Consider the following 14,441-nt stretch of genomic DNA (forward strand, 5'->3'; position numbering starts at 1 on the left):
TTGGGAATTTTACAACTGGAAGAAAATTTGGATATTCGAGATTGGCCGTCAATTGAGAAAGAATCATGGAGTATGTATGTGTTCAATAAAATGGTATCGCTACAATCCATATTAACCAGAAAACGAATAAGAAGTCGAGGAGTAAACTTTATTTTAGATTGGATTGCATCATCTGTTTTTCGTCCTCTTTTATTGAAGCAGGGGATTGGCTTTGTTAGTAGTTATCATTATATATATACCACTCGTCTGCATGTGATGATACTATCTATCTTACTCCACAAAAGGGTTAAATTCATAGATAACTCTTATGGAAAAAATTCCTCTTTTTATGATACATGGTTAAAAGATTTGAATGGTGTTGAGCCATATTTTTAGTGTATAATCTAAAGATAACTATCAGTGTTTTATTAGTACGTTTCACTTTAAATATGATAATATGTACCTATATTCTTTCTATAGGTCTATATGCTAATTTTGATATGATTTTAATTTATGTTTATTGAAAAGATATTTTGTAGGAGAAAATCAAATTTATCTTGAAAGGAGATATAAGGTTGTCTGTGTTGATTGTAATTTGAATTGACAATTATTTGCTATTTAATAAATTGATAAATGATGATTTCTATAATAATTCCTGTGTATAAAGTCGAGGACTTTATTGGCTCATGTCTGAATAGTGTTTGTCAGCAAACATATTCAGAAATAGAGGTGATATTGGTAGATGATTGTTCTCCTGATCGATCTATGGCGGTGGCAGAACCTTTTATCTGTGAATTAAAGAAGAAGTTTCCTGTAAAAGTAATAAGGCATGAAAAAAATAAAGGCTTGTCTGCTGCAAGAAATACTGGCGTCATGAATTCTTTAGGTGATTATCTGTTTTTTTGGATAGTGATGATGAGTTACCTAAAAATGCAATGCTTTCATTTGTGGCATGTCTGCAAAAATTTGGTAATGTAGATTTTTTGATTGGTAATGCGGAGGTAATAGGGGATTTTTGTTGCAAAAGATTTACAGAAGAGATGTTGTTAACTACTAATGAACAAATTGTAGATAAATATATATCTGAAGATTTATATGTGATGGCCTGGGGTAAATTAATAAAACGTTCATTTTTTTTAGAGAAGGATTTATGGTTTATTGAAGGGCTTTTACACGAAGATGAATATTTTTCTTTTCGGCTTATGATATATTCAAGTACTGCGGTTATTGTAAAAGATTATGTGTATAAATATGTTGTTCGTCATAGTGGCTCAATAACAGCAACGAAGGGGAAGAAAAATTATGTTGATTATTTGAGAATTATAACATTGAAAATTGATTTGATGTTGCGAGAGGCAACCTATCAAAAGGAACCTAAAATATATTCTTTTTTTGTATCTGTGTTATATGGATTCACAACCTATGTAATTGAAACTGAATGTTTGCGATTGAATGAAAAAGCAATGATGTTACAGGAAGTTAGAACATTGAAGGATAATCTGAAGCAATTTAAAAAAAGGAGATCTTTGCAGGATAGTGTAAAAAAATGGATTATAAATATAGCTGCATTTACTTATTATATTATAATAAAAGTTCGAAGTTGACAACTAAAGGATAAAAAAATGAATAACTTACCATTGATCTCTATTGTTATACCGATTTATAATACAAGTAATTTTTTTGAGTAGATGTATAGATAGTTGCATTTCTCAAAAATATAAAAATATAGAAATTGTAGCGGTAAATGATGGAAGTACGGATAATAGTTTAGATATATTGTTGAAATATGTTCAAATAGATGAAAGAATCCGTGTTGTAGATAAGACAAATGAAGGTTTAATTTTAACTAGAAAACGTGGAGTTTATGAGTCTAAAGGCGAATATATATTTTTTTAGATAGTGATGATTATATCCCTGACACTTCTATTCATGTTCTTTGTTCGTATGCTATGAGAAATGATGCAGATGTAGTTATTGGAGGGATGTGTTATTTTTGGGATAATGGAAAACAGATGGTGAAGAATAATTATACACCTATTGGCGACTCTAAAATAGAATTGTATGCTTCATTAATATTAGGGAAGATAGGAGGAAATATTTCGGGAGCATTAATAAGAAAAGAAATACTTCAAGAAGTTAATTTTTCTTCCTCATTAATAATAGGGGAAGATTTATCTGTGCAGATGCAGTTGAGAGGGGAAGAACGGAAAATTAAATATATATCAGATGTTGTTTACTATTATTATCAAAATTCAACATCAATGATGCATAAACAGTCTGAGAAAATTTTAAGATCTCACATCAATTTTTGTAAATGGCAGATTCAATATGTAAATTCTTTATCTTTTGGACATTCTGCTTTGATTCAAGATGCTTTGGCCTACAGTGTTCTAAATGGTTTATTCACATTTATATTTAATGGTGGTTGCCAGAAAATATATTCAGATTATATAAAGATTGTGAACTCTACATACTTGAGTAATAAGTTTTCTGCAAAGAATTTGCCTTCCTATATTTATATTGGACTTCGTTTAAATAAAAGATCTCCATTTTTGGGAAATATTTTTATTCGGAGTCTGTACTACCTAAGAGCCGTATTGAAAAGATAGATTATGCCTAAAGTTTCTGTTTTGATTCCTGTGTATGGTGTTGAATGCTATATTCGTAAGTGTGCTATATCTTTATTTAAACAAACACTGAAAGATGTAGAATATATTTTTGTAGATGACTGTACTAAAGATAAAAGTATAGATGTATTGGAAAAAACTATAGAGGAGTTTCCGGATTGTATATTAAAAGTGCAAATCTTGCATCATTCGATAAACCGTGGTTCTGCTGTAGCAAGAAATACGGCTTTGAATGCGGCTACAGGTGAATATATTATTGTTATTGACAGTGATGATTTTATAGAGCCGACTATGTTGGAAGAATTATATAATAAAGCTGTAAATGAGATGGCGGATATCGTTGTCTCTGATTATTGGGTTGATTTTAAAGATAAATCTGTTTATAAAAAACAGAAAGCACCAGCAACAGGACTTGAATGTTTGAAGGCTTTATTGAGAGGAGATTTGCATGCCTCGACTTCTAACAAATTAGTGGCTAGAAAATTGTTTGTAGATAATAATATATCTCATTTTGAAGGTCTTAATTTAGGTGAGGATATGTCTATTCTATTTCGTTTGTTTTATTATGCTAATAAGGTTTCTTATTTACCACACGCTTATTTGCATTATGTACAATATAATGCATCATCTTACACGTCAAAAATTTCGGAGAAATCTAGAGAGAATATTATAAAATTGATTGAGATTATTGAAATTTTCTTTCAAACTAATAAGATACAGGATAAAGATTTATGGCAGGATTTTGACTATTATAAATTATCTGTTAAATCGATTTTGTTAATTTCATGTGAAAAAGAAGAGAGAAAAAAATATTGGGATATATATAATGATTCTGTCCCTTATTTATATCAACATCCAACCATGCCAATGCATTATAAATGGATTGTTTTATTAGCATCAAAAAATAAAAAGTATCTATTAAATTTATTACTCTGTATTTTGACTTTGATGAAAAAGTTCATGAGATGAAAGAACTTAATTTTCGTATATTCATAGTTTTGTTTTTTATATCTCCATTATTAAGTTTTCCTTTAATAGTGTATTATATTTATTTGCAGAGAAAATATGCATATACTTTTTTTGGCTTTATTTCTAGGTTTTATCGCTTTATTATATGCTCCTACGCATGATTTATTTCGTCATAACTTATTGTACTATGATTATGTAGGAGAAGCAACTACAGGAATTGTCTTTAGGCAAGATGTATTGCTGTATACTTTAACTGCCTGGTTTGCTAAATGGAATATCAATTTTGAAATTATAAGATTTTTGTTTGTTTTTCTTTCATACCAGATGTATTTTTCTTTATTTTATTCTATACAGAGAAAAAATAGTTATTTGAATAACAATAAGAAAATAAGTTTTTTATTGTTCTTGCTTTTACTGTTTTCTATACGTTTTTTTGTGATATGTTGCGGATTACGACAGGGGCTTGCAACCGCTTTTGCCGTATTTGGAGTTTATAAGTTATTAATAGAAAATAGAAAAGTTGGTTATGTGTTTTTGTTGTTAGCTCCCCTTACACATTTATCTTTAATAATAGCTTTTGTAGGAGTTTTGATAATAAAGTATATTAATATTAGTTTTAAAGTTGGGCTATTCCTTGCCATTGTTTTATATTTATTAAGCATGACATTGATGAATTATTTATCTTCTTTTCTAGGTGGAGATGTTGGAAAGGCTGTTGAAGTATATACAACCGGATATTGGGGGGCTGATGGAGAGGCAGCAGAACAGATCTCATTAAAAGGCATGATAGCATTATATTTCAATCAGCTTCAGATGTTGCCATTACTATACTTTATGTATAAAGTAAATGAAAATAGTAAATACTTTTCTTTTATCGTTTTTAGTTTTATTATATGTGCTGTGACTTTACCTTATTTTGCTGTTATTGATCGCATGATTATGCTTTTTATGGGGATTTCTGTTCTTTTTCTTATATATAATTTCAATGGTAGTAGATTACATTTAAAAGTAAGTAAAACCGCATTAATATTAGTTGCATCTTTTTTCTTTATCTCTTTATATGCTGAAAGATATACTATCCGTTTAAGTCGGGAATATAAATTATTGACGCCTGTACCTTATATTTTAATGAATAATTATAGTGAGCAGTGGCTGTGGAATAATGTGAATAACTGGGGAAAATAGAGATATAGCCTTAGAAAGTAATATTTAACTACGGATTTGAAGAGTTCTTGTATCAAATTATAATGAGAATAGCATATATTGTTCCTTCCTTAGCGAATAAGGGACCTGTAATAGTTGTAAAAGAATTGGTCGATCAAATGACTAGTAATGGTCATGAATGTACGGTTTTTTATTTTGATGATATTAAGCAATTGAGTTTTGCGTGTTCCACAAAGCGTCTTTTTCAAAATGACAGAATTAATTTTCTAGAGTTTGATATCATTCATAGTCATGGAATACGTCCTGACTGGTTTGTTTATCGCTATAGAGAATATAGTGGCAAGGTACGTTATCTATCTACAGTTCATAACTACGTCTTTCAAGATCTTTCTTATCAGTATAATTACTTTATAGCTCAAGTATTTGGAAGATTCTGGATGAGGTGGTTAAGGAAGCATGATAAAATAGTGACTTTAAGTATGAATGCTATGAAATATTACGAACAATGGATTAATAATGATAAATTAGCATATGCCTATAATACTCGTAGCATTGATAAAACAAAGAAACTGTCAGACAATGAACTGAAAGAACTACTGAATTTTAAAGGGAAAGATATACTCATTGGAGTTAATGCTTTGTTATCTCCAAGAAAGGGAATAGACATATTAATTAAGGCACTTCCTGTATTACCGGAATATAGATTATTTATAGTCGGTGATGGTAAATCACGAAAAGGTTTGGAACAATTAGCACGTATCAAAGGGGTATATAATCGTTGCTATTTCGCAGGTGTGAAAGCGGATGCATATCGTTATTTACCCTATTATGACATTTTTGCTATGCCTAGTCGTAGTGAAGGTTTTCCATTAGCTCTGTTGGAAGCTGCCTTTTATTCAAAAACTTCGGTTGTGGCCGATATACCGATTGTAAAAGAGGCATTTACTACAGAAGAAGTTTCTATGTTTCAATTAAGTAAACCCGAAACAATTGTTGGTGCAATATTAAAAGCCACTAATAATTCGGATATGGGAGAGAAAATGTACGAGAAGTATACGCTATGCTATTCTCCTGAGAATATGTATCGAAAATATATTTCAATATATCAGCAAGAGCCTTGAAATTAATAATAGTACTGCTTAAATGCAATTAGACTTTTCTGTATTATTCTCTTTATATAGCAAAGAGAATCCTGCTTTTTTACGCCAAAGTTTGGATAGTATATTTTGTCAAACGTTAGCACCTGTTGAAGTTATTTTGATTAAAGATGGACCTTTAACAGATGAACTGGAAAATGTAATATCAGAATATCTTATGAAATATCCAATGTTTAAGGTGATACCTCTAATGAAAAATCAAGGATTAGGTAAGGCTTTAAATGAAGGTTTGAAACATTGTTCATGTGACATAGTAGCTCGTATGGATACAGATGATATTGCCAAGCCTAATCGTTTTGAGAAACAAATAGCTATTTTTGAGAAGTATCCTGATATTGACGTAATTAGTTCTTGGATAGAAGAATTTGAAGGGGATATATTAAATATATCATCAGTGAAGAAATTGCCTGAATTACATAAAGATATATTTGAGTATGCAAAAGGCCGGTGCCCGATTAATCATCCGGTAGTAATGTTTAAGAAAAATGCTGTGATAAAATCAGGGGGATATTTGCATTTTCCTCTTTTTGAAGATTATTATTTGTGGATAAGGATGTTGATGAATGGTGCCAAATTTTATAATATTCAGGAGAGTCTTCTGTATTTTCGTTTTTCTTCTGATATGTTTAAACGACGTGGAGGTTGTAAATATGCATTTGATGAATTACGGTTTCAAAATATGATGCGACATATTGGTTTTATATCATTACAAATGTTTATTAGAAATATCACGATTCGTTTTATGGTGAGAGTGTTGCCTAATTACATTCGAGCTTTGCTTTATAAGAAGTTTCTTCGATGAGTTTTCAAATTATACTAAGTTTTTGAGGGGAATAAAAATATAGTTACTATGAATATTGTTTTTATAATAATAGCTTTCGCTATTTCTGCTTATGTTGCCAGGCTTATCATTCCACGTATCTTGTTAATATCATTTCGTAAAAAACTGTTTGATATTCCGGATGAGAGGAAAGTTCACAAACGTGCTATTCCTCGATTAGGTGGAGTATCTTTTTTTCCAACAATTCTGCTTTCATGCTGTTCGGTACTTGCCATCCGTACATTGACAGGCTATGGAATATCTGCTATGCTGGCGTCATATATTTTACCGGAATTTTTGGTATTAGTTTGTGGAATGGTTCTTTTGTACTTGACTGGTATTGCTGATGACTTAGTGGGAGTTCGATATCGTCAGAAATTCATTGTTCAAATTATCTGTGCCAGTTTATTTCCTGTTGCCGGGCTTTGGATTAATGATTTCTATGGATTATTTGGAGTAGGAATAGTTTCTGCTTGGTTTGGTGTACCTTTTACAATATTGACTATCGTCTTTATTACAAATGCAATTAACCTGATTGACGGGATAGATGGTCTTGCTTCGGGGTTAAGCAGTGTATCCCTTCTGGTTTTTGGATTCCTCTTTATTGAAAAAGGATTATGGATTTACAGTATGCTTGCTTTCAGTACATTCGGGGTGTTAGTTCCTTTCTTTTATTATAATGTTTTTGGTAGTGTAGAGCATGCCCGGAAGATATTTATGGGAGATACGGGAAGTTTGACTCTGGGGTATATACTGAGTTTTCTTGCCATCAAATATAGTCAGAATACAGAATTTATTTCTGTTACGCAAGGAGCTTTTGTGATAGCTTTCAGCACACTTATTGTTCCTGCATTCGATGTGGTTCGTGTTGTTATTGTTCGTATCTATCATGGGAAAAGTCCTTTTGAACCGGATAAGAACCATATTCATCATCAATTTTTAGCAATGGGATTTACTGTCCGAAAAGCAATGCTTTTAATTTTATTGATTTCATGCGTGTTTAGTGGAATGAATATATTATTGATGCCTTACGTTGATAATACATTAATGTTGGTGGGAGATGTTGTTGCATGGATTGGACTTAATCTTTGGTGGAGTAGAATAAGACGACAGAAACTAAGTAATAATATGTCATCGAAAATATTGTAAATCAGTGATTTATTTTGTATCTTTATATCATAATAATTCAAATATAAAGATACAATGAACCAACCAGATTTTGTAGTGAAATGCTACAACAAACAAGAACTTGCCCAAATGTATTTTCCTGATATCAGTGTTCGTGCTTCTGTTGATAAGCTCCGTCGTTGGATGCGTCGTTGCCAACCTTTGATGGATGAGATATTGGCTACGGATTTTCATCCGAAAACGAAAGCCTTTTCTGTGCGGGAAGTACGTTTGATAGCTTATTATCTGGGGAAGCCGGGAGAATTCTAAAAATGAATAGGATTGAGTATAAATAAAAAATTACGGAAGACAGCACTTTCGCTGACTTCCGTATTTTTTTAGGATTGAATATAAAATTATATTTGTGAATATTCATTTCTCGCATCAAAGCAAGGACAAGCTTTGTGAATATTGGCACTTAACTGATAATGTCCCAGGACTTGCGCCTCCTGATACTGATGTTTGAGAATAGTCAGCAGATCGATTAATGCGAAGCGTTGGGCTTGTGTTCTCGTATCTGCCGGGTGACCTTCTTTATCGAGTCCTCCTTCATAACAAATTCCAATACTATGCCGGTTGAATCCTCTCACATGAGCCCCTGGTTCCAAGACCGGACGGCACTGATGTACTTCTCCGTCACGAGTAATGTAAAAATGATAACCGATATCTTTGAACCCTCTTTGTAGATGACATTCGCGAAGTTGCTCTACAGAGAAGGGGACATTGCAGCGCGTAGCGCTGCAATGAATCACTAACAACTTAATCTCCCGTGGAAGATACTCATCTTTTGAATTTTCCATTTTCATCTATTTATAAACTTCCCATGCAAGAGGTAACACCTAGGGCAGAAATGATAGACGTGGCTATCGTTACGATAAACTGAAGAACATTCTTCCAAATTTGCTTTTTCATACACATACAATTTTACGTTTTAAATAAATCATTTAAATTTTAAATAATGAATCACCGATTTACTTATTACAGTGTCGGATCCGGAGATTCTCCGTCATCAGGATCAGATCCACCGCCATCAGGTAGCGATTCATCATCTTTCGAATCAGGCTTGCTGTCACTCTTATATAAAGTGAAGTCCATCGCCTTACATAATTTCTGAAGATCACTTCCCGGATGAAACAACACTTTGCCCTTCTCGATGCAATATGCTTTGAACTCTTTTTCCGTTACTGTAGGAGTACCAGTTTTGAGACTCATTCGGAAATTTCCCAGATCACCCATCTGAACGATATTTCCTTCCTCCAATACATTGAGGATTTCAAGCAGAAACTCACCGATACACCCTTCGAGTTCTCCTTTGGAGTAAGAGGAACGTTCGGTGATACGTTTACAGACCTCTTTAACGGAAACTTTCTTTCCGCTGCGTGCCACTGCGTAATACTTTGGAGCTTCGTTTGGTTTCAATAGGTTCTTTCGAGCCATAATCACATAATTCTGAGCCATAATAATTAGAATTTTAAGTTTTGAAAATTTGAATCATTTTGTAACCGATTACATGACAAAGATACGATGTTGTGAAAGTCGGATGAGGTATAATGACGTACATGGACGTAACGAATGAAACTAAAATCATTGGGAAGTTTGTCTTCAATCTTCCCAATGTTTGAACTCAATCATTGAGAAGTTTTTTTCAAACTTCCCAATGATTTTAGAGGGCTTTGAAACTGACAAAGTGACAAAAATGCCATATGGTACTATTACTCTGATAATTTGGTATATATACCATGGGATACCTTTTTGATTTTCAAACCATTGAGAGACTTTAGCAACCTATATATTTTACGATTATTGAGACCATATTTTTCGCCGATCTTGATCGCTTCTTCCGTACTGAAGGTTTCAGGTAATTCATTTATGAAATTACGTGTGCTGTCTGGATTTTTTAATGGATGAGTACTAGGAGAAGCGATCGATGACAATAATAACCTACTATGCTCATAACAACATAAAATTATTTTCATAGAACGTACGAAATCTTCATCTTTACAGTAGATATCCTGTGATAAGTTATTCTCCTCAAATTGTCTGATACGTGTCTGGATCATACTGATACGCATGACAAGTGAAGCATACCGTTTTACTATGGCTTGCAAATCGTCGTTACCCTCCAAGGCAACGGAAAATAATAACCGGGCAAAAGTTCGGTTCAAGTGATCCCATTGTTTAAGGCTTAGGTGGAATAGGGCGGGATTGTTTAGGCAAAAACGATACATTTTCAGAACTTGGGCAGCTAGTGGTTTGAATGAATCTTCTAGTGAGATATTATCGTCTCCCATCTCTTTCCAACGAGGCATTCCACGGAAAGTATAGTTCAGGATCCTGCTCAACAGCCCATTCTCATAGCTACCAAGTAGGTTGTTCACTTGTCCCGGAGTACCGGTAAGGAACATGGCAAGTTTAGGGTGACGAATACAAATAGGCTTGATACCATTAGCTTTGAAGGAAGAATCTATATTCTCATGTTCGAATGCTTTTCGAAGCATATCGTCGAAGTTTCCGCAGTCAAGATTGTTGGCTGTGGACAGGGTTTGTGCTTCGGTATCGAAAATGATACTTCCTTGTGCATCGTTATCTTGCATTTGGGTTTGCATACGAGTATAGCTGGTGGTAGCTGAGAGAAATAATGTTTTGTAAGCAGGCTTTTCCGGTTCCTCGGGACATTCTTCGTGTGACTTTCTTTTGCGATTACATTCTATTTGCCATTGGGTATGTTCATGTTGATAGGTCTTTTGCCGATAGTCACTTGTAGAAATAATCCAATGCTGGATATCTTCCAACAGATAACGTCCGGTTTGAGCAGTACTTTTTCCACTACCTGCAGGTGCTATAATAAAACAGAAAATGTGTGGAGAATATTTTTTATGATTATAGATTCCTAATGTCCGGGGCAATGCAGCGCTTAGTGCTGTCAGGTCGGAGAGTAGAGAGATATCTTTTTCACGATCCTCTACATCTTCAAGAATACATTCGTTTAATAGGTTAGGAAGATTTTTGTACACACAGTCTTCAAAATGTGGGGTTAGTTTTCGAAATTCTTCTCCTTCCCAATAGGCATCATCCGCTTCTTCTTTTTTATCAAAAGTACCATATGGCATTTTTGTCACTTTGTCAGTTTGCGAAACGGGGCTGGAAACGGAATTTTGATGGGGTGTGGAGGAGGTAACCTTTTGATAACCAGATGATAGTATACTTTCTAGTTCTTTTGTTGGGAAATTACTTTTCTCAATAAAGGGTTTGATCTCGCGTAATATGCTTTCATGTGAATATCCTCTCCGGCAAGCTTCACAGGCAAGTTTGAATAGATTGGTATGCCGTTGTCCATTTACGAGTGGATTTAAGAAAATGTAGGACGATAGGAATTTTTTTATTTTTTCTTCGGATACTTCTACTTCGGTAGTGTTAAGAACGGTACTACCAGATAAGTTTCTGGTATCTGTAGAATTTGTTGCAGAGCATGAAGAAGTGCTACAGAGTTCAAATGTCTGATATAGACTGGCGATGTAGCCATTGGGTGAGTAAGTAAAATAACACAGGCGACTTTCATCTTTACAAGCAGGATCACTTTTTAACCCAAGAAGATGGTCGTAATAATTGCTCACCATCTGTTGTGCTTCTCGGTAGTGTCCGGCGGTGTATTCCACGTAGGCAAAAACTTTCACCCCATCTGTGGGACTTTCGAGTGCTGCAAGGGTATGCGGATCTTTGGCACAACGTTGAATAATTTCCAAACGGTTGGTACATGGTCATAGTCTAGTCCGACAATATTGCTGGATACAAGGAAATTTTTGATAGCGTGTGCTCCGTTGAATGTCCCGGCAGGTGTGAAGCAAGGAAGTTTACTTTTTATTTGTTGTGCCGCTTCCCGATCGCCTTCCAAGTAAAAACGTCGGATCGTATTTATGATAGACGCATAGACGGGATGGATACACATAATAATGACTTCCGGGAAAGTCATTATTTTAGGATTTTTTGAATACACATTATCATAAACCGAGACTTTGATTTCTTCTAATAATTTCATACGAATTTGAATATTATAGTTATCTACCCCACTATTGGGATAGCAGGAGCAAAAGTAGAGAAGTTGAATTTGAGGATTGTTTCATAAGTTGAAACAGCTTAAATAATCAAATATATAATCAAAATTTATTAATAATTAACGTGGGGTAAACATGACTAAAGAGAAACAAAGAACTTATGAATTTCTGGGTAATATAATGGTAAGTTTAATGGATACGGATATTTTGATTACCTATCCTTTTCTGAAGACTGAATTACATATATCCAGTCGTGATTTGAGTGCAATGAAAAAAGGAAGTAATATGTGTATTTATCAATATGTACGTGTTGTCAGTTGTATAACTGAGCAAATTCATCTGGGTATTTTGATGGATGTATTATTGAAGCAATTGAAGATTATGTTGGCTACTCACAGTGATCTGGTGATTGGTATGATTCCTCACTGCAAGCATGGGAGTGGACAACCGGAAGAATGGGTTATTGTCATGCAATGGGATGGAATCTGGGTATAAAAGGAGAGGATTTAAAAACTTTCTTCTAAATACTTTATAAATTCCTTGAACTATATTACTTTTGTTCAACACTATTTTTTAATAGTAAATAGAAAACTGATAAACAGAAAAAGAGTAGTTATGAAAAAAGTAATTTGCAGTGAGAAAGCTCCCGGAGCTATCGGGCCGTACAGTCAAGCTATTGAAGCTAATGGAATGGTATTTGTTTCCGGACAGTTGCCGATTGATGCCGTAACAGGACAGATGGCAGAAGGTATAGAAGGACAGGCACGCCAGTCATTGGAAAATATAAAACATATCTTAGAAGAAGCTGGATTGACGATGGCTGACATCGTTAAGACGACTGTGTTCCTCCAAGATATGTCTTTGTTTACCGGGATGAATGGCGTATATGCTACTTATTTCGATGGGGCGTTTCCGGCACGTTCGGCAGTTGCTGTAAAAGCATTGCCGAAGGATGCATTAGTGGAGATTGAGTGTATCGCGGTTCGCTAACAGATCGGCCACAATAAAACTGCTGCCTCCCACAAAGATGAAATCTTCCGGGGGGCAGTTTTCTTTTGCTGCCCGTACTGCATCCACAACAGTAGGATAAGAGCTACCTTTTAGACCGGCTTCGGTAGCCATCTTCATCAATTCATTTTCCGGTAGAGCACGTTTCACACTCGCTTTGGTAAAATAGTATTTAGCATCTTTGGGCAATAATCTCAACACACTACTGATATCTTTGTCATTGACCATACCGAAAACGATGTGAATATTCTTATGTTGTTCTTGATGAATTGTTTCAAGCTGTTTGCAGATGTATCGAATACCATCCTCATTATGTCCTGTATCGCAGATAAGATCCGGATACGATTGCAGTTTTTGCCAGCGTCCCATCAAACCTGTCATTTCGCACACATTGGCTAATCCTTGGTAATAGTCTTTTATCTTCAGATTATATCCTAACTTTTTAAGTTCATCCAGCGCACATAAAATAGTTTGCATGTTTTCTGTTTGGCAGTTACCGGTTAATTCATAGAAAATTCCGACTACATATTCTATACTTTGATAAGCCAATACTGTTTTCCTATGGTCGATTAATCTGTTGAGGGTATGGAGAGATTCATTTGGATAAAGCATGTAGAAATATGAATATTCTGATGCATTATCACATTGCATGATAATTTCCAGTAACCGTCTGGTCTTTCTCAGATCATCAACAGTCATTAGCGTATAATGACCTTCTTTCTTTCTCAGTTCTTTCGCATAAAAAATGGGGGCTTCCATTTCTTTTGCCTTTAGTGTGAAGACACGTTTCACCGGTCCTTCTGCATTACCGATAATTATAGGAGTCTTGTGCTTGATAATACCTGCTTTTTCCTTGGCTATTTTAGGCAATGTATCTCCAAGATATTGCATATGATCGAAACTGATGTTGGTAATAACACATAAATCAGGTTGAATGATATTGGTGCAATCCAATCTTCCTCCCATGCCTACTTCAATAACGGCTACATCCACTTTCTGATCGGCAAAATAGCGGAAGGCCATGGCAGTAGTCAGCTCAAAGAATGAAGGATGCAAAGGTTCGAAGAAAGGGCGGTGTTCTTCTACAAAACGAACTACGTATTCCTCTGGTATCATTTCTCCGTTAATACGGATACGCTCGCGGAAATCAATCAGATGAGGAGAGGTGAATAACCCAACACGGTAACCGGCAGATTGTAGAACTGCTGCAATGGTATGTGAACAGGAACCTTTGCCGTTAGTTCCGGCAATATGAATAGTTTTAAATTGTTGGTGTGGGTGTCCGAAATACTCATCTAACTTGTGTGTAGTCTCTAATCCCGGCTTATATGCTTTTTCTCCTATCTGTTGAAACATAGGCACACTTTCATATAAGTACTTTAAAGTGTTCTGATAATCCATGTTTTATAAAGTTTAACTTAGGACAATCTTTTTTGCCCGTTAATTTGTTTATCTTTAGAACCATCAATCAGTCATTACACAACTGATGGATGAATGA

The 14,441-nt window shown here is 34.4% G+C and carries 18 protein-coding genes and 1 pseudogene; 13 read left to right on the plus strand and 6 right to left on the minus strand.

What is annotated here, in order from left to right; translation table 11 throughout:
• The 11 genes from JCM17102_RS31035 to JCM17102_RS15165 form a co-directional block, all read left to right on the plus strand.
• Window positions 1-375: polysaccharide pyruvyl transferase family protein (locus tag JCM17102_RS31035; RefSeq protein ID WP_025075771.1), on the plus strand; the 375-nt coding region annotated here is incomplete at its 5' end.
• 240 nt (window positions 376-615) lie between these two features.
• Window positions 616-957, plus strand: a complete 342-nt coding sequence (locus JCM17102_RS32525) for a glycosyltransferase family 2 protein (protein WP_373278900.1) — start codon at window positions 616-618, stop codon at window positions 955-957.
• Window positions 882-1,583 carry a hypothetical protein gene (locus tag JCM17102_RS29100; RefSeq protein WP_148302069.1) on the plus strand — a complete coding sequence of 234 codons (702 nt, stop codon included), beginning with the start codon at window positions 882-884 and terminating at the stop codon, window positions 1,581-1,583. The genes JCM17102_RS32525 and JCM17102_RS29100 overlap by 76 nt, the downstream gene beginning before the upstream one ends.
• Before the next feature lie 76 nt (window positions 1,584-1,659).
• On the plus strand, window positions 1,660-1,875 hold the full coding sequence (locus JCM17102_RS27880) for a glycosyltransferase family 2 protein (protein ID WP_025075772.1): 216 nt from the start codon (window positions 1,660-1,662) through the stop codon (window positions 1,873-1,875).
• A 53-nt stretch (window positions 1,876-1,928) separates the two neighbouring features.
• Window positions 1,929-2,588, plus strand: a complete 660-nt coding sequence (locus tag JCM17102_RS29105) for a hypothetical protein (protein WP_025075773.1) — start codon at window positions 1,929-1,931, stop codon at window positions 2,586-2,588.
• Window positions 2,589-2,591: 3 nt separating this feature from the next.
• Window positions 2,592-3,575: a glycosyltransferase family 2 protein gene (locus JCM17102_RS15140; RefSeq protein ID WP_025075774.1), complete on the plus strand. Its 984-nt coding sequence runs from the start codon at window positions 2,592-2,594 to the stop codon at window positions 3,573-3,575.
• Window positions 3,576-3,686: 111 nt separating this feature from the next.
• Window positions 3,687-4,760 carry an EpsG family protein gene (locus JCM17102_RS15145; RefSeq protein ID WP_159106340.1) on the plus strand — a complete coding sequence of 358 codons (1,074 nt, stop codon included), beginning with the start codon at window positions 3,687-3,689 and terminating at the stop codon, window positions 4,758-4,760.
• Between the two features lie 62 nt (window positions 4,761-4,822).
• Complete coding sequence (locus JCM17102_RS15150; RefSeq protein ID WP_025075776.1) at window positions 4,823-5,860, plus strand: glycosyltransferase family 4 protein; 1,038 nt, start codon at window positions 4,823-4,825, stop codon at window positions 5,858-5,860.
• A 22-nt stretch (window positions 5,861-5,882) separates the two neighbouring features.
• Window positions 5,883-6,698: a glycosyltransferase family 2 protein gene (locus JCM17102_RS15155; protein WP_025075777.1), complete on the plus strand. Its 816-nt coding sequence runs from the start codon at window positions 5,883-5,885 to the stop codon at window positions 6,696-6,698.
• A gap of 48 nt (window positions 6,699-6,746) precedes the next feature.
• The gene (locus JCM17102_RS15160; protein WP_025075778.1) at window positions 6,747-7,865 is read left to right on the plus strand and encodes an MraY family glycosyltransferase; all 1,119 of its coding nucleotides are present in this window, start codon (window positions 6,747-6,749) and stop codon (window positions 7,863-7,865) included.
• A 54-nt stretch (window positions 7,866-7,919) separates the two neighbouring features.
• Entirely contained in the window at window positions 7,920-8,153 is a 234-nt protein-coding gene (locus JCM17102_RS15165; RefSeq protein ID WP_025075272.1) for a DUF4248 domain-containing protein, read from the plus strand.
• Between the two features lie 86 nt (window positions 8,154-8,239).
• On the opposite strand, the gene JCM17102_RS15170 is transcribed toward JCM17102_RS15165, so the two are convergent.
• From JCM17102_RS15170 to JCM17102_RS32535, 5 genes and pseudogenes are all read right to left on the minus strand, one after another.
• The gene (locus tag JCM17102_RS15170) at window positions 8,240-8,683 is read right to left on the minus strand and encodes an N-acetylmuramoyl-L-alanine amidase (protein WP_025075779.1); all 444 of its coding nucleotides are present in this window, start codon (window positions 8,681-8,683) and stop codon (window positions 8,240-8,242) included.
• 10 nt (window positions 8,684-8,693) lie between these two features.
• Window positions 8,694-8,795 carry a smalltalk protein gene (locus JCM17102_RS30705; protein ID WP_159106341.1) on the minus strand — a complete coding sequence of 34 codons (102 nt, stop codon included), beginning with the start codon at window positions 8,793-8,795 and terminating at the stop codon, window positions 8,694-8,696.
• Window positions 8,796-8,861: 66 nt separating this feature from the next.
• Complete coding sequence (locus JCM17102_RS15175) at window positions 8,862-9,341, minus strand: HU family DNA-binding protein (protein ID WP_025075780.1); 480 nt, start codon at window positions 9,339-9,341, stop codon at window positions 8,862-8,864.
• 254 nt (window positions 9,342-9,595) lie between these two features.
• Entirely contained in the window at window positions 9,596-10,993 is a 1,398-nt protein-coding gene (locus JCM17102_RS32530; RefSeq protein WP_373278901.1) for a DUF3987 domain-containing protein, read from the minus strand.
• A 123-nt stretch (window positions 10,994-11,116) separates the two neighbouring features.
• Window positions 11,117-11,919 (minus strand): annotated as a pseudogene (locus JCM17102_RS32535) (BT4734/BF3469 family protein); the annotation flags it as partial.
• A 151-nt stretch (window positions 11,920-12,070) separates the two neighbouring features.
• Here JCM17102_RS32535 and JCM17102_RS15185 point away from each other — a divergent pair.
• Complete coding sequence (locus tag JCM17102_RS15185; RefSeq protein WP_025075781.1) at window positions 12,071-12,430, plus strand: hypothetical protein; 360 nt, start codon at window positions 12,071-12,073, stop codon at window positions 12,428-12,430.
• Window positions 12,431-12,550: 120 nt separating this feature from the next.
• Window positions 12,551-12,925: a RidA family protein gene (locus JCM17102_RS15190; protein WP_025075782.1), complete on the plus strand. Its 375-nt coding sequence runs from the start codon at window positions 12,551-12,553 to the stop codon at window positions 12,923-12,925.
• On the opposite strand, the gene JCM17102_RS15195 is transcribed toward JCM17102_RS15190, so the two are convergent.
• Entirely contained in the window at window positions 12,893-14,344 is a 1,452-nt protein-coding gene (locus JCM17102_RS15195; protein ID WP_025075783.1) for a bifunctional folylpolyglutamate synthase/dihydrofolate synthase, read from the minus strand. The two genes, JCM17102_RS15190 and JCM17102_RS15195, sit on opposite strands and share 33 nt — an antisense overlap.
• Window positions 14,345-14,441: the final 97 nt, after the last annotated feature.

This window comes from Bacteroides faecichinchillae JCM 17102 (assembly GCF_000614145.1).
GTDB lineage: Bacteria > Bacteroidota > Bacteroidia > Bacteroidales > Bacteroidaceae > Bacteroides > Bacteroides faecichinchillae.

Excerpts from the sequence above, each read along its gene's own strand:
- JCM17102_RS32525 (WP_373278900.1), top strand. The coding sequence starts at position 616 with ATGATTTCTATAATAATTCCTGTGTATAAAGTCGAGGACTTTATTGGC.
- JCM17102_RS29105 (WP_025075773.1), top strand. The coding sequence starts at position 1,929 with ATGAGAAATGATGCAGATGTAGTTATTGGAGGGATGTGTTATTTTTGG.
- JCM17102_RS15140 (WP_025075774.1), top strand. The coding sequence starts at position 2,592 with ATGCCTAAAGTTTCTGTTTTGATTCCTGTGTATGGTGTTGAATGCTAT.
- JCM17102_RS15150 (WP_025075776.1), top strand. The coding sequence starts at position 4,823 with ATGAGAATAGCATATATTGTTCCTTCCTTAGCGAATAAGGGACCTGTA.
- JCM17102_RS15155 (WP_025075777.1), top strand. The coding sequence starts at position 5,883 with ATGCAATTAGACTTTTCTGTATTATTCTCTTTATATAGCAAAGAGAAT.
- JCM17102_RS15160 (WP_025075778.1), top strand. The coding sequence starts at position 6,747 with ATGAATATTGTTTTTATAATAATAGCTTTCGCTATTTCTGCTTATGTT.
- JCM17102_RS15165 (WP_025075272.1), top strand. The coding sequence starts at position 7,920 with ATGAACCAACCAGATTTTGTAGTGAAATGCTACAACAAACAAGAACTT.
- JCM17102_RS15170 (WP_025075779.1), bottom strand. The coding sequence starts at position 8,683 with ATGGAAAATTCAAAAGATGAGTATCTTCCACGGGAGATTAAGTTGTTA.
- JCM17102_RS30705 (WP_159106341.1), bottom strand. The coding sequence starts at position 8,795 with ATGAAAAAGCAAATTTGGAAGAATGTTCTTCAGTTTATCGTAACGATA.
- JCM17102_RS15175 (WP_025075780.1), bottom strand. The coding sequence starts at position 9,341 with ATGGCTCAGAATTATGTGATTATGGCTCGAAAGAACCTATTGAAACCA.
- JCM17102_RS32530 (WP_373278901.1), bottom strand. The coding sequence starts at position 10,993 with ATGCCATATGGTACTTTTGATAAAAAAGAAGAAGCGGATGATGCCTAT.
- JCM17102_RS15185 (WP_025075781.1), top strand. The coding sequence starts at position 12,071 with ATGACTAAAGAGAAACAAAGAACTTATGAATTTCTGGGTAATATAATG.
- JCM17102_RS15190 (WP_025075782.1), top strand. The coding sequence starts at position 12,551 with ATGAAAAAAGTAATTTGCAGTGAGAAAGCTCCCGGAGCTATCGGGCCG.
- JCM17102_RS15195 (WP_025075783.1), bottom strand. The coding sequence starts at position 14,344 with ATGGATTATCAGAACACTTTAAAGTACTTATATGAAAGTGTGCCTATG.